20 protein-coding genes are annotated in these 18,284 nt (G+C 46.5%); 1 reads left to right on the top strand and 19 read right to left on the bottom strand.

Annotation, left to right across the window (positions count from 1 at the left end; genetic code table 11):
- From AC1U9U_RS04260 to AC1U9U_RS04325, 14 genes are all read right to left on the bottom strand, one after another.
- A partial coding sequence (locus AC1U9U_RS04260; RefSeq protein WP_479959307.1) for a right-handed parallel beta-helix repeat-containing protein occupies positions 1-480 on the bottom strand: 480 nt, incomplete at its 3' end.
- Positions 443-1,069 (bottom strand): hypothetical protein, encoded by a 627-nt coding sequence (locus AC1U9U_RS04265; RefSeq protein ID WP_479959308.1) that lies wholly within the window; start codon positions 1,067-1,069, stop codon positions 443-445. The genes AC1U9U_RS04260 and AC1U9U_RS04265, both read right to left, overlap by 38 nt.
- Before the next feature lie 96 nt (positions 1,070-1,165).
- Positions 1,166-3,058: a Sec-dependent nitrous-oxide reductase gene (nosZ, locus tag AC1U9U_RS04270; protein WP_479959309.1), complete on the bottom strand. Its 1,893-nt coding sequence runs from the start codon at positions 3,056-3,058 to the stop codon at positions 1,166-1,168.
- 17 nt (positions 3,059-3,075) lie between these two features.
- Entirely contained in the window at positions 3,076-3,615 is a 540-nt protein-coding gene (locus AC1U9U_RS04275; protein WP_479959310.1) for a cytochrome C, read from the bottom strand.
- Positions 3,616-3,651: 36 nt separating this feature from the next.
- Positions 3,652-4,047 (bottom strand): cytochrome b family protein, encoded by a 396-nt coding sequence (locus AC1U9U_RS04280; protein WP_479959311.1) that lies wholly within the window; start codon positions 4,045-4,047, stop codon positions 3,652-3,654.
- 15 nt (positions 4,048-4,062) lie between these two features.
- Positions 4,063-4,701: a cytochrome b N-terminal domain-containing protein gene (locus AC1U9U_RS04285; RefSeq protein ID WP_479959312.1), complete on the bottom strand. Its 639-nt coding sequence runs from the start codon at positions 4,699-4,701 to the stop codon at positions 4,063-4,065.
- Positions 4,701-5,144: a QcrA and Rieske domain-containing protein gene (locus tag AC1U9U_RS04290; RefSeq protein WP_479959313.1), complete on the bottom strand. Its 444-nt coding sequence runs from the start codon at positions 5,142-5,144 to the stop codon at positions 4,701-4,703. Before AC1U9U_RS04290 ends, AC1U9U_RS04285 begins: the two co-directional genes overlap by 1 nt.
- Positions 5,131-5,361, bottom strand: coding sequence for a hypothetical protein (locus AC1U9U_RS04295; RefSeq protein WP_479959314.1), 231 nt, complete (start codon positions 5,359-5,361; stop codon positions 5,131-5,133). Before AC1U9U_RS04295 ends, AC1U9U_RS04290 begins: the two co-directional genes overlap by 14 nt.
- Before the next feature lie 2 nt (positions 5,362-5,363).
- Positions 5,364-5,675 carry a c-type cytochrome gene (locus tag AC1U9U_RS04300; protein WP_479959315.1) on the bottom strand — a complete coding sequence of 104 codons (312 nt, stop codon included), beginning with the start codon at positions 5,673-5,675 and terminating at the stop codon, positions 5,364-5,366.
- An 18-nt stretch (positions 5,676-5,693) separates the two neighbouring features.
- On the bottom strand, positions 5,694-6,134 hold the full coding sequence (locus AC1U9U_RS04305; protein WP_479959316.1) for a DUF4418 family protein: 441 nt from the start codon (positions 6,132-6,134) through the stop codon (positions 5,694-5,696).
- Positions 6,135-6,182: 48 nt separating this feature from the next.
- Positions 6,183-6,863: an ABC transporter ATP-binding protein gene (locus AC1U9U_RS04310; protein WP_479959317.1), complete on the bottom strand. Its 681-nt coding sequence runs from the start codon at positions 6,861-6,863 to the stop codon at positions 6,183-6,185.
- Positions 6,864-6,875: 12 nt separating this feature from the next.
- A complete protein-coding gene (locus AC1U9U_RS04315; protein WP_479959318.1) occupies positions 6,876-8,078 on the bottom strand; it encodes an ABC transporter permease in 1,203 nt (400 codons plus the stop codon).
- Between the two features lie 464 nt (positions 8,079-8,542).
- Positions 8,543-9,469 carry a 4Fe-4S binding protein gene (locus AC1U9U_RS04320; RefSeq protein WP_479959319.1) on the bottom strand — a complete coding sequence of 309 codons (927 nt, stop codon included), beginning with the start codon at positions 9,467-9,469 and terminating at the stop codon, positions 8,543-8,545.
- 30 nt (positions 9,470-9,499) lie between these two features.
- The gene (locus tag AC1U9U_RS04325; protein ID WP_479959320.1) at positions 9,500-10,048 is read right to left on the bottom strand and encodes a hypothetical protein; all 549 of its coding nucleotides are present in this window, start codon (positions 10,046-10,048) and stop codon (positions 9,500-9,502) included.
- A 553-nt stretch (positions 10,049-10,601) separates the two neighbouring features.
- Here AC1U9U_RS04325 and AC1U9U_RS04330 point away from each other — a divergent pair.
- Complete coding sequence (locus tag AC1U9U_RS04330; RefSeq protein ID WP_479959321.1) at positions 10,602-11,153, top strand: hypothetical protein; 552 nt, start codon at positions 10,602-10,604, stop codon at positions 11,151-11,153.
- Positions 11,154-11,158: 5 nt separating this feature from the next.
- Here the strand turns inward: AC1U9U_RS04330 and AC1U9U_RS04335 are convergent, their stop codons facing one another.
- From AC1U9U_RS04335 to AC1U9U_RS04355, 5 genes are all read right to left on the bottom strand, one after another.
- Positions 11,159-12,538 carry a sigma-54-dependent transcriptional regulator gene (locus tag AC1U9U_RS04335; RefSeq protein ID WP_479959322.1) on the bottom strand — a complete coding sequence of 460 codons (1,380 nt, stop codon included), beginning with the start codon at positions 12,536-12,538 and terminating at the stop codon, positions 11,159-11,161.
- Entirely contained in the window at positions 12,528-13,814 is a 1,287-nt protein-coding gene (locus tag AC1U9U_RS04340) for an ATP-binding protein (protein ID WP_479959323.1), read from the bottom strand. The genes AC1U9U_RS04335 and AC1U9U_RS04340 overlap by 11 nt, the downstream gene beginning before the upstream one ends.
- Entirely contained in the window at positions 13,804-14,826 is a 1,023-nt protein-coding gene (locus AC1U9U_RS04345; RefSeq protein ID WP_479959324.1) for a uroporphyrinogen decarboxylase family protein, read from the bottom strand. The genes AC1U9U_RS04340 and AC1U9U_RS04345 overlap by 11 nt, the downstream gene beginning before the upstream one ends.
- A complete protein-coding gene (locus AC1U9U_RS04350; RefSeq protein WP_479959325.1) occupies positions 14,810-15,490 on the bottom strand; it encodes a cobalamin B12-binding domain-containing protein in 681 nt (226 codons plus the stop codon). Before AC1U9U_RS04350 ends, AC1U9U_RS04345 begins: the two co-directional genes overlap by 17 nt.
- Before the next feature lie 257 nt (positions 15,491-15,747).
- A complete protein-coding gene (locus AC1U9U_RS04355; protein WP_479959326.1) occupies positions 15,748-18,138 on the bottom strand; it encodes a vitamin B12-dependent ribonucleotide reductase in 2,391 nt (796 codons plus the stop codon).
- Between the last annotated feature and the right edge of the window lie 146 nt (positions 18,139-18,284).

An 18,284-nucleotide genomic window follows, 5' to 3' on the forward strand; every position in this document is an offset into this window, starting at 1 on the left:
GATTTCATTATTGCGGATCAGATTCTCAGGTGATTTGAGCAGATAAATGCCGAAAAGATTATTAATCAGCTTATTATCCTCAATAATATTATGGCTGGAATACAGTTTAATTCCGGCATCGGAATCTTGCAGCTTTGCACCGCTGCCCCTAATTTCAAATCCTTTTACTGTTACCCCATCCGCCTTAATGCTTAGGACATCCCCCACGCCTCCCCCATCCAAAACCGGCATTCCAAGGCCAATTAAGGACACAGCTTTATCAATGACGATCTGCCCCAGATAGGTTCCTGCCTGAACCTCAATGGTATCCCCCGGTGCTGCCCTGGCTAAGGCTTTCTGAATAGCTTCTGTACCGTGATCAGGCTCCACTGTCAGGTTTGCGGCCTTGGCAGCCATGGGGAACATCATTAACAAAAGGGTCACCCCTAACAAAAGGCCGATTTTACTCCTTTGGCAGTTCATTTTCCTTTTGCTTTTCATGTTCCTTAAACCTCCAAGCCGCCAAGAGCATTAGAACTATACCTAATCCCAGCAAATATCCCCCTGAATCGAATCCGGTATAGGTGATAAAATTCGCTAAGGTGTTCCTACCGATTATCGGGGGGGTAAAGGGGGCTATCTTGATCGCTGCCTTGGGATCCAGCTGGGTTCCGTAGGTGCGCAGCCAGTGCCATAGGTCATAGACGCCAACCATACCACCAAGAGCACCTACTCCCGCAGTCAGCCAAGCAAACCATCTCTTTTTAATCCCGGCCGTGATCAAAGCCAATAAAATCACAATTCCGCCCCAGATAGGGAGAATCTTAAACTCCGGAAAATCGTCCTCTGTGATCCACTTCATTCCAATATAGTGGTTGATATTATTGATAATATCGATTCTGCCCTCCAGCTTAGTCGGGTAAACAATCATCGCCAAGCCTTCGGGATATTGGGGGGCGATGAGATTTAAATGCCACCAGGGTAGAAAAAAGGAAATCAAAAGAATTACCCCCGCCGCCGCGAACATGATTCTGCCGATTTTATTAAGATTGCCATGGAAAAGCCCTTGTAAGACGTTTGTTTTTTTCATATAGGTCACACCTTTTCATGCATTACTTTACTATCGGGATTTTTGGGGGAGGGGTATCCATTACCCGGATACCCACCCGCCGTTTAGATTAGCAACTTAATTTTTGGGCTTGACAATGAACCAACCCTGCATTTCCTGATGGAGTGCCGAACAGAAGTTGGTACAATAGAATGGCCAGACTCCTGCCTTATCAGCGACAAATTCGAATTTTATCGTTTCACCGGGTTGGGCCTCAGCGTTCAGATCATACATGCAGATGCCGAAGCCATGGGTGATATCTTCATCAAAATCCGTATTGGTTAAATACCAAGTCACATGATCCCCTTCATTCACCTCCACATGGTCCGGATAATAACGACTGCGGAAGCCCATCTGATATACGGTAACCTCGCTCCCGTTGCGTTCAACCCGGGCATTCTCCTTTTCATAAACTGCACCGGGGCGATTAGGATCCTTATCGAAGACCTCCCAGGTTTTGATCTTATCGGCTTTAATTGTCTGGGCAAAGTGAGGCTCCGGATCAATGGGAACGTCCATGAGGATTTTCATTTTATCCGTTGTTAAGTCAATCAGTTGAGCGCTTTCCGGATGTGATGGCCCCACGGATAAGAACTTGTCTTTGGCTAATTTGTTTAGGGAAATCAGGTATTTGCCATCCGGACTGACGGTATCGCCCTCCGCCGCACTTAAGTGTCCGGGACAATAGTGAACAGGAATTTTGTCCACGATTTCGAAAGTGTCGAGCTTCCACTTGGCAATGGCACTATCGATAAATAAAGTGGTATAGGCATAACCCTTGTCATCGAATTGAGTGTGAAGAGGTCCTAAGCCAACTTCGACCTCATTTACTCTTACTTTCTCATAGTTGACAATCGGGAAACCTCTTTCTTCTCCTTGGAAATCCTTATTATTTACACATTCCATGAATTTCTCAAAGCTGAATACGGTTGCCACCGGGGCGACCTTGCCGTTGGCGATGATGTACTTCCCATCCGGTGTGACATCGACACCATGAGGACTCTTCATCGCCGGAATCAAGTAAATTGAGCCTGGGACATCATGGGGATCAATCATTTTGGCTCCATCCACCATCGTGTATTTGCCATCCTTGGCGGCCTGCTCCAGTATCTTCCAGTTAACCGCTACCACATAATCCATTTCCCGTTGGGAAGCATTGACCTCCAATAATTCATAAGCTTCTTCCGTATTATAGGTGGTGAGAAAAGCCCAGCCATCACTGACGAGCTTACCGGCATCTGATAAATCAAAAGACCACGGCGGCATCAGCACTTCCCAGCCAACGCTCATCCCGCCATTGTTCGGGTCGATGGCCACCGCCGCCAGAACACAGTGATAATCCTCCGCCAAATTCTCAATTGGAGAATAGGTCCCATAAGGAATCGGTCCGGCAAAACGGGAACCCAGCATGAAGTATTCGGAATTAGGGGTCATAAAGACGGCACTGTGTGGCCCATAAATATTGGGAAGATCGATGATTTGGCTGGTCCTGAAGCTATCCAGATCGATCCGCGCCGCTCTGCTATTGGCATTATCATTGACGAAAAGCCAACGTCCGTCATAGTCCCCCCCCGTTTCACTTAAGCAAGGATGGTGTACGTCACCCCACCTCCACTCACCAAGCATTTCCTTAGTTTCCGCTGTCCAGCCATAACCTACAGCTGATTCCGGTGTAAAGACAGGAATCGTTCTGATGCGACGCATCGAAGGCACGCCGTAGACAAATACATTACCGGAGTGCCCCCCTGAGGCAAACATATAATATTCGTCGTGCTGACCCGGTGGTACATAAGTCTTTAAGGCCGCTTGAACAACATCGTCGGGTACACCGGCGACCGAGATATTAGATCCTCCGCTGCTTGCTGTCTTGGCTACAGGATTAAGATAAGCTGACAACATCACAGCTATGATTAATCCTACCAGCAATCCGGCTAGCGAAAGCACGACCTTCTTAAAAAATCCTTTATCCACCTGTAATGTAACCTCCTTTAAATTTCTTTACTGCTTGAAGCCTCACTTTGTTCAGCTTCATCGGCTTTTTCGGCTGCACCGCCACCAGCCACGGTAAGCAAATCAAGAATCTTCGCCTTTTCCTCTGCGGTAATGTCCATCCTGGCAAACATCTCCGCCATGGTTCCTTCCGGTTTCCTTAAAAATTCTTCCAGGGTCTTGCCGAAACGACCCGGCACATCCTTATAAGCTATGGTAAGATCAGGCCCCGTCACCCCGCCGGCCACCCCGTAGTAGCTTACCTCATGACATTGGGTACAGCCTTTTTTGGGGAAGAACTCCCCTCCCGTGATATTATTAATCTGGCCGGTGCCCACTTCGCCGGTTTGCGTACCTGCCGCCTTTTGGGGCTGCAATCCGGCAGCATATACCAGCTTTACCTCGTGCTCTACAGGCAAGGCATAGTGAGGAGCAGCAATAACACTGCCCGTTATCCCGATTAAAAAGCCAATTCCCATACAAACGCCCAGAAGGGAAAGCAAGGATGCTGCTTTACTATTTGGCCCGTGTCCCGTCATTTGTTCACCCCCATCCGTTTTAAGTTGCCGATGACCTCAAAAATAGATACCAATATAGGTTAAAACTACCATGACGATCAGGGTTACTTCGGTGCCGATAATCACCCGCGCCCTCGCTTCCGGCCTGCGTGAGGTACTTTTGTCCAACCAAGGCAGCAAGATAACGGCGGCTCCTAACAAAGCCGGCACCACTAGCCCTAAAAGCTGGGGCAAAATCTTTAAAAGTCCGAAAAGCCAGAGGAAGTACCAATCGGGTTGAATATGGGCCGGGGTCATTACCGGGTTGGCCGGCGGCCCAAGTTCCTTGGGAAAAACACCGGCAATAAACAGGACAATTCCGAAAACCCCTAGGGCTACAGCTACTTCAGTGGTCAAATGATTGGGGAAAAACGGCACAGTACCGTCACTTACTTTTCTCTTTCCAGTTTCCATGGTCACACCTCCCTCTTATAAAGGACCGGAAATTCCCTGTTTACGGATCATAATAAAATGGGCAACCAAAAAAGCTATGGTAATAACCGGCAGTACAACGATGTGAATGATAAAAAATCTGATCAGGGTGTAATCGGTAATTTTGGTCCCAGCCTGACTAAGAAGGAGCAATTTGTCACCCACTAAGGGGATTGAAGCTAATATCTTTGTCCCGATAATAGCTGCCCAATAGCCAACCTGATCCAAAGGCAGCAGGTAGCCGGTAAAACAAAAGAGGATTACCAGAAGCAAGAGCAAAACACCTACCACCCAGTTGAACTGACGGGGCGGCTTGTAGGAGCCGGTGAAGATAACCCGTAAAAAATGCAGTACCACCATGATCATCATGAGATTAGCCGCAATGTTATGCACCGAACGCAAGGCCTTGCCCATGAACACATCATTATTGATGAACATTACGCTTTGGTAAGCGCCCTCCATCGTTGGCTTATAATAAACCGCCAGGACAATCCCCGTGAAAACCTGAACCAAAAACAACAGGAACGCAATACCACCAAAGCAAAAAATAAAATTTCGGGCATGCTTGGGGACAGGGTGTGCAGCCATCTCCCTCAGCATTTCCTTCAATTCTACCTCTTTTGACTCTATTGCCACTAAACCACCCCCTCTTGCACCATAATATAACCATCTTCTACCCAGGCCTTTAACCGTGCTAAGGCTTTAGGCGGGGGACCCTTGACAACATTGCCTTCCTCATCGTAGATTCCGCCATGACAAGGACATTCGAATTGCTTCTCCGCCTCATTCCACATTACCGTGCACCCCAAATGGGTACAAACTCTGGAAAAAGCTTTAAACTCATTACCCTTTTTAAAGATAATGGCAGGAAAACCATCATAAACAATTTCTTTAGGCTTCGTAAAATCTGCATCTTCTTTAAAAATTGCCATTTTAGGAGGCACAGGCTTTAACGCATCAGGGGGGTCGAACATCTTGCCTACTGCCACGGCCGGTACCCCTACACTTAAAACCAAGGGCACGCCGGTCAGAATCCCCAAAAATCGACGTCTGGTTATTTCCTCTTTACTGTTCTCCATCTACGTCACCTCCCTTACCGTCAAGCACCAAAACCCTCCAGGTATAAACGGAAAAGGCAGCTGTCCAACAAATTAGCCCCGAAAAAATTACTACCCAATAGGCATTTTCCGCTGTCCAGCTTCTGGCAAGCATTAGGACAAGGCTCAGGGAAGCCCAGATGCTCAGAGTCAGAATTACAAAGCCTTCTTTGATACCCTCTTTCTCAAAGAAATCCAACTTTATCCCCCTTTCGGATAGGTTTCCTCCAGATATTGCCGAATCTGCTCTTCCTCTTCCGGCTGGATAAAGGCGCCATAACTTTTCATAAGGTCGATTATTTCCGGCCAGGAGGATGAGCCTTGAAAGTTCTGGACCCTATCGGCGCCATGGCAGGCCGTACAGGTCGATTGGAAGGCAAGATATCCTTCCTGGTTAGCGGCACTTGCTTCTTTGACAGTAGGAATCGCATAGGTTGCAACAAGGGAGAAGCCTATTACCATACCGACAACGATCATATTCAGTCCGAAAACCTTGCTTAACTTTTGCTGCAAAATACCCCCTCCTTTCTATCAAGCTTGAACTCCTTTCGAAGTAGACACAGGGGTTTCTTTTTGGAATATAGGAACCAGACCATCAACTACCAATAATCCTCCTAAAAGATAAAGTACTTTGGCTGTGGTGTGGCATTCCATAGGACTCATGCAGACCCCAATACCCAAATTTGTCGGCAGGATAATCGCGACCACCCCGAGAACAGCCAGGACTATCCCTAAGCTTTTTTGGGCAACCAAGCTCTTATTAAGCAGATAGACCAGTGAGACAAACATAATGACGATGCCCAGAAATACCTCCGCTTGGCCGGTATAGTGACAACGCATATGCACCATTTTTCCAGTATTTGTTTCCAATAATCTCTGGCAAACCGGTGCCAATTGGAACGGTGTAAGGGCAATCAATAGGCCTAAGAGAGCGCCCAAGCCACCCGTAATTCTATGAAGTTTTTTTCCCATACTTATTACCTCCAAATAAATTGCTTATAACTCAAGGATTTTTTTGATTTAACCCGCCAGCAGCTGCCCGTTTTTCAGGCGGTAGATTTTCCCGGCATAGTTCGCCAATAGAGGATCGTGGGTAACTGCTACGACAATCTTGTTTTTTGCCGCCTGCGCCATTAACCACTCCCCGATGAAGGTTCGCCTTTCTTCCTCCAGCTCCGCTGTCGGCTCGTCAAAGAGGATAATTTCCGGGTCATTAACCATCGCCCTGGCAAGAGCAACCCGACGTCTTTGGCCCCCACTTAGTTGATAGGGTAAAAAATCCGCCCGTTCTGCTATGCCCAGCTGTTCCAATAAAAGAGCAGCCCTTTTTCGATCATCCCCCTTTTTACTGCCATTTCGCTGTAGAATCCAAAGGGGCAGCATCACATTCTCAATCACCGTCAAGGTGGGAAGCAGGTAACACATCTGGAACATAAAGCCGATGATCCGTCTCCGCAATTCCGCCAATTCCTTTTCCCCATATCCCAAAAGGGATTGTCCGTCCAGATACAGTTCCCCTTGGGTGGGGCGCAGCAAGCAACCGAGAATGTACAATAACGTGCTTTTGCCGCTGCCGGAAGGGCCGTGGATCACAAGGGCATTGCCACTTTTAATTGTTAAATCAATATTCCGTAAAGGTGTAACAATCTCCCCCGCCCCATCCTGATAGTGATGGGTGATGTTTTTCAAGGTTATTTCCACGAAAGGCCCTCCTTACTTCATCTCGCCTTCAGTCAAGGCAACGATTGGATCCATTCCTGCGGATACCCTGGCCGGCCAGAAAGCGGCTATAGCGCAGACCAAAAGTACCCCCATAATCACGCCCAGCAATATCAAGCTCAGCAGACCTGTAGACGGTAAGAGAAATGGAAAATTACTGTGACTCCTGATGACTTTCTCCAAATAATAGACCATTCCGCAGCCCGCCAGGCAACCGAACAGCGATCCCGCCAGTCCTAAACAACCGGTTTCCAGCATAACCAGCCTAAAGATACCGCTTCTTTCAGTACCCAAGGCGCGTAGGATGGCTAATTCCTGCTGCCTTTCCATGACCAATGAAGAATAGCGGGAGGATAAGGAGGCTATCGTTATCCCGCAGATAATCAAAAGCATTAAACGCAGAATTTCCTTAATTACTGTCAACTGCTCCTGTAATTCGCGGAATAACCTCCCGGCTGTCACCCCCTTTACACCTGCGATCTTGGCAATGCTTCCGGCAATCGCTTCAGGGTCGGCCCCATCAGCGGTCTTAATCAGAATTGCCGATATTAAGCCGGCGGGGTCCCCTTCCTTCTCCCAGTACATTTGCAGGTACGGACTGGCCCCGGCAAGTCTGCGAGCCGTTTCAATCGGGACAAAGATGGTTCCATCGATGCTGCCCCCCATTGGCCTTAGGTAACCCGCCACGTCAAAGGCCTTGCCCAAAATCACCACCCGGTCGCCCAAAAACGCCGGTACCTTTCCACCCACAATCACCTCATTAGGTTTTAAAGCTCTTCCTACGCCTGCCGCTAATAACCTATCGACAATAAAATCCGTTTCCGGATCATAGCCCACCAGCCGATATTCCTCCGGAAGACTGCAGCAGCTTTGGTTAAGGGTTTGGCTGAAAAACTGAGCTGTTGCCGCTTCAACGCCGGGGATTTCCTTTACCCTCGCCATAACCCCGGCTTGAATATAGCTATTGGCAGGTACCCCGGTGAAGAGGACCTGACTCGGCTCGAAGTCGGCATCCGCCGGGATAACCAAGATGTCCGCCCCTAAATTGTCTACAGTGTTTTTCCCTCCTTTCTCAATTCCCCAGACCAAAAGTATGCCCGCAGCCAAAGCGGCGGTGCCGGCGGCGACAACAAAGAACGTCAGGACGCTCTGCCAGGTCCGCCTTTTCACATTCCGCCAGATCAGTTTGCCAAACACCCTCCTCCACCTCCGATTTGAAATCTAAGCCGCTGTCTTAATCTAAATGCAAAATATGTGCCACTTGAAACAAACCTGGATAATAGCGGCATTTAGCGGTATTCGTCCTTTCTATAGCAAAGTCACAGCAAAGATTGGGACATTATCGCCACAACGGTGTCCCATGAATTCCTCACGTGCTGTTGAATATTGGTTCAATCCTATCAGACCTATTCTTAATTGTGTCTATTTTTAGAAAAAACTCTTTGTACGCAGCCGCGAAACTTTACAAGGACCAAGCCCGCAATAATTATCGCTGATGCAGCACAACTTTGGCATGACTTGCAATTTCCGCTGCATCCACTACGTTGTAAAGGAACCAAAGCCGCACTCAAACCGATAGCAGCACCGAATAGATTCTGTTTAACACGATTACTGATATTGCAGAATTTATTTCTTATTGTATGAAGCAAATTGACCTCCTCCTATTTACTAGCAACTGGAGTTGTCTTATCCTCTAATTGAATATGTTTATGGGACTCTGTAATTCCATTACCGTAACTTAAAGCTCCCAGAGGACATACCACTACACAATCAAGGCAAACATTACACGAATACGGACTAACCGATATCCCTTTCCCTTGATCCGTTTTAGTAATGGACCACATGGGACATGCTTTAATACAAGAGCCACAGCCATTACACTTTGAACTATCGTACTTAAGCTTATAAGTAAATTTCAGCTTTGAGCCGATTGCATAGAACAAGGATTGAATAGTTCCTATGGGACAGCCAAAGCTGCACCAGCCCCGTCCTCCCTTTATAAACAAACCAAAAAAGACAATCCAAATTATTGTTGTAATAATCACCGTAGTGCTCCAATAGGCCAAAGCCTGCAGATCGCCGGTCAGCCCGCTGATAAATCTCTGAAAAATACTAAAGTTACAGAAAGCACAGCAGACACTCCCGCCTAAAAACGGAGTGAGAAGGAAACCTGCCAAAAACCCATAGCGAATTGGGGTTGGATTTACTTTTCGTGAAAGATCAATTTTGAATCGATCCGGTACTAATTTGCTTAAATACTCGGTAAGTGCTCCAGCCGAGCATAACCAACCGCAAAAAAGCGGTCCAAAGAAGAAGGCTATCACAATAACCACTACGAAACTAAGATAAAGAGGATCAGCTACAATGCGATACCGGTCTGAAGAATCAAAAAGCCAATTAAGCGGCATCCGCATGCATAAACTATGAACATCACTTGTTGTAGGATTATTTGTAATCGACTTCACAACCCGGACAAATACAGCAAATGGTGCATAGAAAAGGAAAATCCCCAAAATATATGTGCTTAGGCGCAGCCAAAAGTGTTTCCTTTGCTTTCTATCCCTATCTGAATAATGACAACCAGACATTAATCAATCCTCCTTTTTTAATCCCAATATTCAGGGTGCACAACAATCCTTATTGCCACCAGAAGCCGCGTTCGTATTAACAATTTTTATCGGAACATATCCAAGTTGTTCTTTTGTGGTATAATCTAGGACATTTAAGGTCCCATTATATATCTCTGGGAGGTCGGATAATTCCTTAGAAACATCAAGATACATATCAAAATTAACTTTTTGACCCGGTTTTAAGGGACGATTTAAAGTATTGCTTTTTTCATCCCAAGCATCATCCTTAACATTCATTCTCACCAGTAAGGAATTATCCGTTAATTCAAACTGCAAATTATAATCCTTATTACTTTTATTGGTAATCGCATGAGACTTTACTTCAATAAGATTAGGCTGCAATAACTTCTTCAGAAGACCTTGCTCGTTAAGATTTACTGTAACCGTTTTAACCTTCCCGGTGTCTTTCTGCGGAAGGTTTAAGTTGAAAGACCCTCCATCGCTTATACTGCTCCGATAATAACCCGCACCTAAAACCAGGCCCAGACTGAGTGTAAATAGGATCATGGTCATGACGAATTTCCGGCCTTTTTGCATTAACGTTCTCCTTTCAATTCCAATCGTATCCTAAGTGTTAACTTCAGATTGAGCATAATTTCTTATGACAAAGCAAATTGCAACCTCCTTTCTCAATTCCCCGGACCAAGAGTATGCCACCCCCTCCACCTCTGATTTGAAAGACCGTCCCCTCACTAACAAATGCAAAATATATGCCACTGAAAATTAACCTCTAACATGGTGACATTTGTCCTTTTTATATCAAAATAATTCAACAGCACAGCAAAAACTGGGGCATTGTCGTCCCGCCATGTCCCATGAACGCCCCCATGCTTTTGAATATTTCGTTTTGTCAGTTGAATTTTCGCCAAAATCCCACAAAAACCCAAAGAAAAACCGCACCCTAACCTTAACTAAGGTTGTGGTACGGTTTTTGCAACCAACCTATATATGGGAAGCTAGGTAGTATTAACCCCGATGAACTAAAAAGCCAACAGGAGGGAGGAGGTCGCGGATAACGGATTGTATTACGCCAATAATTTTCAGTAGAGTAATTGAATTCTCAGTATGTAACTTAAAGGAGGTCAAAGCTTTGTTTAAAAAATCAATCAAAATAGTTTTAAGTATTATTACAGTAATCGCCTTAACCGGCTCATTAACAGGGTGTGCACGGAGCCAAGCTACTCAGCAACCGGCCCCGTCTACCGGTGCAAAAGAAGTTGAAACTTTTAGCCAAACCTTTGAATTAAATCAAATCGTCGATCTAGGAAAGATGAAATTACGTATCCTCAATGTGAGCTTGGTAAAAAACACTGATCCTTCACCAGATGCTGCAAAGGGCAAAATCGCTCTAGCTGTTGAAATCGGCAATACATCCACGGAAGAGGTTTTGTTTCATCCGGATGAGTGGCAGGTCGTCTTCGATACCGGGGAGACAAGCACTCCGGATTTGACACTTTCCTCAAGTCTCGGCGGTACCTATCCTCCCCGTCAAGTCCAACAGGGTTTTATTACCTTTTCCGTCAACGAATGTGAACCCGACACCCTTAAGGAACTAAAACTGAAGATTCCTACCCCCACCGACAAAGATGGACAAACGGGAACTATTGAGCATGATATTTCCTTGACCAAACTAAAATCCTAAAAGATTCAGAGCCGATGTTTATTGATCAGCCTGTGGATTGTTTTGCGATCAATACCGGCCGCTTGAGCCGCTTCCGTAATATTCCCATTATGCCTACCCAACAGATCCTTTAGATACTTTATCTCAAACCTGCTTACCCAAGCATCCTTAGCTTCATGGAAGGATAAAGAAAAGGGGAAACCCCGCTCATCAAGAATTCCGCCTGTAGCTTGGGTAACCTCCGGCGGCAGATCCCGGACCTCGACTATTTTTGTCGAACAAAGCGAAACCGCTCGTTCTACGACATTGCGCAATTCCCGGACATTACCGGGCCAAGTATAATTGACCATCTTCTGCATGGCCTCACGGCTAAAACCGGTAATTTCATCATTAATCTTTTTCGCGTACTTTTGGCAAAAGTGGTTTACAAGCAACGGAATATCCTGCTGTCGTTCCCGTAATGAGGGCAGCTTTAAGGTTATGACATTGATCCGATAAAGCAAATCCTCGCGGAATTCTTTATTCTGGACAGCGATGGCCAAGTCACGATTGGTAGCCGCCACAATCCGCATATCAACCTTATGTTGATGGTTGCCCCCTACTCTCCTAAAGGAATATTCCTCTAAAGTCCTTAAGAGCTTAGCTTGTAAAAGCGGCTTCATCTCACCGATTTCATCTAAGAATAATGTACCACCGTCTGCTAATTCCAGTAATCCCGGCTTGGTCTTATTGGCCCCGGTGAAGGCACCCTTTTCATAACCAAATAACTCACTCTCTAAGAGGTTTTCCGGTAAAGAAGCACAATCCACCGGAATAAAAGGTCCGGTAGCCCGTTTGCTGTTGGCATGAATAGCACGGGCTATCATTTCTTTACCCGTGCCGCTTTCGCCGATAATCAAGGTCGAAGCATCGCTTTTGGCCATTTTGCCAATGGTAGCAAAGATATGCTGCAGCCCGCCATTGGCACCGATGATATTCTCAGTTTTTACGACCTCCTTGAGCTGGGTGCGCAGCAGCATGTTTTCTTCCTTTAACGCCATTTGCTTGAGAGCCTTATTGATTGTCAGCTGCAGTTGGTCAAGGGAGAAGGGTTTGGGAAGATAATCATAAGCTCCCTCCTGCATGGCCCTTACTGCCGAATCCACCGAAGCATAACCGGTTATGACAACGACCATGGCGTCGGGAACGCAGTCTTTAACCTTAGCCAATACTTCAAATCCGTCACATCCAGGCATTTTAAGATCGGTAATCACAAGGTCCGGCTGGATCTTGCATATCTCCTCCAAAGCCACAAAACTATCTTCAAAGGTAAGGCATTTATGGCCCATGCGTGTAATTACGCGGGCGTAGGTATCCAGCATATCCGGCTCATCATCTATGATAAAAATACAGCGTTTATTGTCCAAGCTTTGCTTCCTCCTTTATCGATACCGGTAAAATAATGCTAAAACAAGTGCCTTCTCCGTATACGCTATTGAATTCCATAGAACCGCCATGTTCCTTGATAATCGCTAAACTCGTCGGTAGGCCGAGCCCTGTACCCAACTGTTTTCCCTTGGTACTGAAAAAGGGGTCGAATATCATATCCTTATGCTCCTCCACTATCCCTTCCCCATTATCCTGAATATCTACTTGTACCATGCTGTTACCCGGCATATAATTTGTCCGCATGGTTATCGTTCCGCCATCCGGGAGCGCATCCTTGGCATTAGTTAAGAGGTTGACCAAAACCTGTTCCAGCAGTTCGGGACTTCCGTTAATCAGCGGAGTACTGTTCAGCTCCAAACGAATGTCTATGTTTTTTTTAGCGAATTGCCTTTCCATCCACCTTACTGTATCCTGAATCAATTGTCCAGGATCGATAGCAATATCCTCTGTCTTGATCGGGCTGGAAAAAGACAGTAAGCTGCGGGTAATAAAGGCAATCCGCTCCGTATGCTTTTTAATAACCAGGAGATCTTGGAGCATATCCGCGGGTATCCTCTCCTCGAATTCCATGAATAGCCACTCCAACCTTGACAGAATTATCCCCGTCGGATTGTTGATCTCATGAGAAAGATTAGCTGCCAGCCTGCCGGTAGCAGCTAACTTCTCCGCAAACACTAACTGTTCCTGCATTTTTTTCAGTTCCGCAATTTTATTGATTAGTACTGAGTTAAGCTGGGAAATCTCTCGATTAGCATTTTCCAGGTTCTTCTTCTCTTGGGCCAATCTGTTATAAAGCTTTGAACGCTGAACAGTTGCTGCCACCTGATTGGCAATCGCCAGAAGCAATTCTAAGGAGTCACGGCTGAGCTGATCATTATCGATGCCCTTTAAGGTAATTACACCAAACATATCCGCCCCGGCTATGAGAGGTACGCAAATATGTGAACGCTTGGTTTTCGAGCAAGCTGTTCGATCGCGGCAATCCTGACCTGGACAACAGTGATGGGGTTGCCCCTGCTCTAAAATCAGCGGAAGCTGGTCCCTATAGACCTTGCATTGACTGGCATCGGCTTGGCAATAATTTACCCGCTTATTGTCGTAAAGGTTGATATTGCTGATAAAAGGCGCAAAAATCTTATCCATTTCCTTTTGAATAATCGGCAGCATATTTTCAATATTTAACGGCAAATAGCCGGTAATGTTATTAATTTTCATTACAGCATCAAGGGATTCTTTAAGTTGTTCAACAGCCATTAGAATCACCTCTTGCTGCCCGAATTAGTGCCGCCAGATTCTCTGCCTTGGCATCCAAGGGCAGTTCACAGCCGGAGCTTAGGATAAATCTGACCGTGGCGGGAACGGAACTAATAAGCTCGCGGCTCTGAAGATATATTTCACCTGGCTTTTTATTTACAAAACTATAGGGTTTAATATTGCCGGCAAGTACCAGACTCGGTGCCTCCTTCATAGCTTCCTCCAGGGATACTTCATAATCGATTAGTGCCAGATCTACCTGGGCCGAAGAATAATAGTGCAAAATACTTGTTGTGTTGCCGGTGATTATTAGCCATGCTGCTAGGGAGCCGGCTCTTTTTAGCTTATTAAAAATACTGTGAAAATGTGGCAACAAGTATTGACTGAAGATATCGGCGGGGATGACACTGGGTGAAGCACAAGGATCTATGAGAGCAGTAATGTGAACACCGGCTTCTAATAAAGCCAGAGTATATTGTAAGCAAACTTGAGAAGTAAACACCAGCAGAGCTTGGAAATCTTGTGGTGAGTCGATAATCAGATACAGGAGGTTCTCTAGGCCCATTAATTGACTGGCAATACTCATGGGCCCAAGGGCAATGCCAATGATCGGCACATCATTGCCTAAATCTGCTTTGAGGATGCGGGCGGCCTTCAACAATTCCGGCATTCGACCGTCTTGATTGGGATCAGGTAAGGAAAGCTTTTTTAAGCTTCGTTTATCCTTACCAAGATGTTCCGCCATATATGGATAAGCATTCTCGGGGAAGCGGACTTTAGAGCCTAAAGCTTCCGCTTCTACACAGTTATCTCCATAAACGAAAACGGCATCATAACCGAATTTCCTTTGACAATTTAACTGGCACTGAGCAATATACTCCCCGCTCCGGAGGTATCTTCTTAGACTTATCCCTTGGGAAGTAGCCGCATAACCAAATACCAAGGGCATACATAGGGTATGGCTACCGGTTTTGCCCGCGAGAACTGATGTCAAATTATGTAACACAGTCATTTTCTTCCTCCTCCTCCTCTAAGGATTGAAGAAATCTGATTAACTCAAAGGCATCGTTTATAACCATATCCACATTGCAATCCTCTCTTGTAGCTTGTTTTACCGCCGCACCACCGGCGATCACCATAATATCCTGGCGGTTCAGGTTCTCTTCATTGAGTTGCCTTTTTATCTCCCTAATCGCCGCCGCTGTAGAGAAAATGAGACTGCTAATCCCGATAAAATTTGCTTTTTCCTGAATAGCCGTTTCTACAAATTGGGCCGGGGGAACATCTTTACCCAAATCTATTACGCGATAACCGATGGTTTTTAAAAGTGTAACAACAATATTCTTACCCAAATCGTGGATATCCCCTTGAATTGTACCCATAACAAAAGTGCCCTTTGGCTTATACAAGTCAATGCTACTCGGTTTCTTCGCTATCTCCGGGCAAATTACCGTGTCCACAACCTCTTTCATTGCCCTGGCGGCTAGGAGAATTTCCAAAAGGTTAAACTGGTTTAAGCAACATTTTTCATCCAAGGAGCAAAGAGCCTTTGTAAGTCCCTCCTCGATGACTTCTTTAATGCTGTAACCACCGATAACCAATTCGTGAGCAATAAGAACGGACTCCTTGGTGTCACCATTTGTGACATATTCAACTAAGTCATTCAGATCACGCATCTTCATCCCCCCTTGCTTGGAAATAAAAGAATCAAGGTTCACAATAATTACACAATAACTTCACGGTATTTTCAAGAAGATATTTCCATTCTATATCATTTTATTTTAGAACAGGCATCAGTCTTACTAAGTAGTTTGTTATCGGGAAGGAGGTAGCCCTAATTGTTGGGCTACCTCCTTTTTAATAGTATTAAGCTCTTAGAAGCGGTTTAGCTCCCCTTCCTATGAAGAGGTATGCCTTGATGTCTACGGGTTAATCACCCGCACTTGGAATATCCGCAGTGGGTGCAGACGACGCAGCCGCTCTCATGGTTAATGGCCATGCCGCACTCGGGACAGGCATTGCCTTCGGCAACAGTGGTGCGGGTCTTTTGCGGTACGGTGATGGATGCACTCTTAGTTTGGACGGGTTTTTCTTCGGCTGTAACCTGAGCAGAAGCGGTCCCTTGGGGCTTGGCAGTTCCGAAATTGCCATTAGCCTTGCCTAATTCTACATGCTCTTTGATAACGCGCGCAATAGCATCTGGGCAGGAGGTAACATTGACTCCTTCCCGGCGGATGCATGCCGGGCAACGGATGCCTTTGACTTGCTCGATAATGGCGTCCACGGAGATACCGGAACGAAGAGCGATGGAGATTAAGCGGGCAGTAGCTTCAGACTGGGAGGAACACCCTCCCGCCCGGCCGGTGTTGGTAAAGATCTCGCAGATTCCCTTCTCATCAGCCATAACACTGACATAGAGGTTGCCGCAGCCGATGCGGATCTTCTCGGTAACACCTGTGGTTCTGGTGGGACGGGGACGGGGTAAGACGGTGTTCACTTCCGGAATGAAGGGCACTTTAGGAATGACCGGCTCCTCGGGATCCTTATCCGCTTGTCCCTTGGCTTCTTCCGCCTTCTTGGTGATTCCGGTGGAAAGAACCTGCTCTTCCCGGCTGCCATCCCGATAGACGGTCAAGCCTTTACAGTTAAGCTCATAGGCCAGTTCATAAGCCTTGGCAATATCTTCGCGGGTAGCCTCATTAGCAAAATTAATGGTCTTGGAGACGGCATTGTCCGTGTACTTTTGGAAAGCGGCTTGAATACGGATGTGCCATTCGGGATCGATCTCTTGAGCAGTGATAAAGACCTCCTGAACCCAATTAGGAACTTCTGAGAAGCCCAGAACGGTGCCTTTCTCGGCGATCTTGCGCATCAGCTCCGGAGAGTTGAACCCATATTCTTCAGCTAGGCTTTGGAAGATGGGGTTGACCTCGATCAAGGGAGTCCCATCCATAACGGTCTTGGTATAGGCCACGGCAAAGAGAGGCTCGACACCGCTGGAGGCACCGCAGATCATGGAGATGGTTCCGGTGGGGGCAATGGTGGTTAAGGTAGCATTGCGCAAGGGGCGGACACCATCATAGATGGACCCTTGATAATTGGGGAAGTTCCCTCTCTCTTCAGCAAGCCGCTGGGATTCCAGGCGGGCTTCCGTCTGAATGAAATTCATGATCTTTTCGGCATATTCCACCGCATCCTCTGAGGCATAGGAAGTTTGCAGGAGGATCAGCATATCGGCAAAACCCATAACCCCTAAGCCAATCTTACGATTGCCTTTGACCATCTCTTCAATAGCGGGGAGCGGATAGGAATTGGCCTCAATAACATTATCCAAAAAGCGTGTTGCGGTCCGGGTTATCCTGCTTAAGCGCTCCCAATCAATGACTACTTTGCCGTTTTTCTCGGCGACCATAAGCTTAAGGTTAATCGAACCCAAGTTACAGGCTTCGTTAGGAAGAAGTGGTTGCTCGCCACAAGGATTGGTGGCTTCGATCTCGCCCAGTTGGGGGGTAGGGTTGTCCCGGTTCAGACGATCAAGGAAGATGATACCCGGCTCGCCGTTGCGCCAAGCGTGATCAACGATCTTCTCAAATACATCGGGAGCATAAAGCTGTCCGGCCACTTCCTGATTATGAGGGTCGATCAGGTTATAATGGCGTTTTTCTTTGACCGCCTGCATAAACTCTTCCGTAACCCCTACGGAAATATTGAAATTGGTGATCTCCTTACTATCTTCTTTGCAGGTAATGAATTCAAGAATATCCGGATGATCCACCCGCAGATATCCCATATTCGCTCCGCGGCGGGTTCCCCCTTGCTTGACTGCTTCCGTAGCGGCGTTAAATACTTTCATAAAGGAAACCGGGCCGGAGGCTACGCCGCCGGTGGAACGGACAGTGCTGTTTTTCGGCCGGAGGCGGGAGAAGCTAAAGCCGGTTCCTCCACCGGATTTATGAATAATCGCCGCGTTTTTAATCGCATCAAAAATATCTTCCATACTATCATCTACAGGCAATACAAAACAGGCACTTAGTTGACCCAGGTCACGTCCTGCATTCATCAAAGTCGGGGAATTGGGCATGAATTCCAACTTGGCCATCATCTCGTAGAAGGCTTTGGTCAGCTCTTTGACTTCTTTTTTCCCTTTGCCGAATTTCTCTTCCACTTGGGCAATCACGGCTGCCACCCGGTAGAGCATATCTTCCGGGCTCTCACAGACTTTGCCGTTTTCCTGCTTCAAATAGCGCTTCTCTAAGATGACCCGGGCATTGGGCGTAAGATTGGCTTTGGCCCAAGTTTTTGGTGCTGATTCTTCGAAACTCAATTAAATCCCCAACTTTCTCACAAAACTTTACACTTAAGAGCAGTCTCTTAAGCATTTATGAACAATCCCTTTAGTATTTCATCTTATATTTTGGCGGAAATTCGCTAATTTTAGGATAGGTCCTCAGACCCAATTTTCCCAGTCTT

Source organism: Desulfitobacterium sp. (assembly GCF_982384815.1).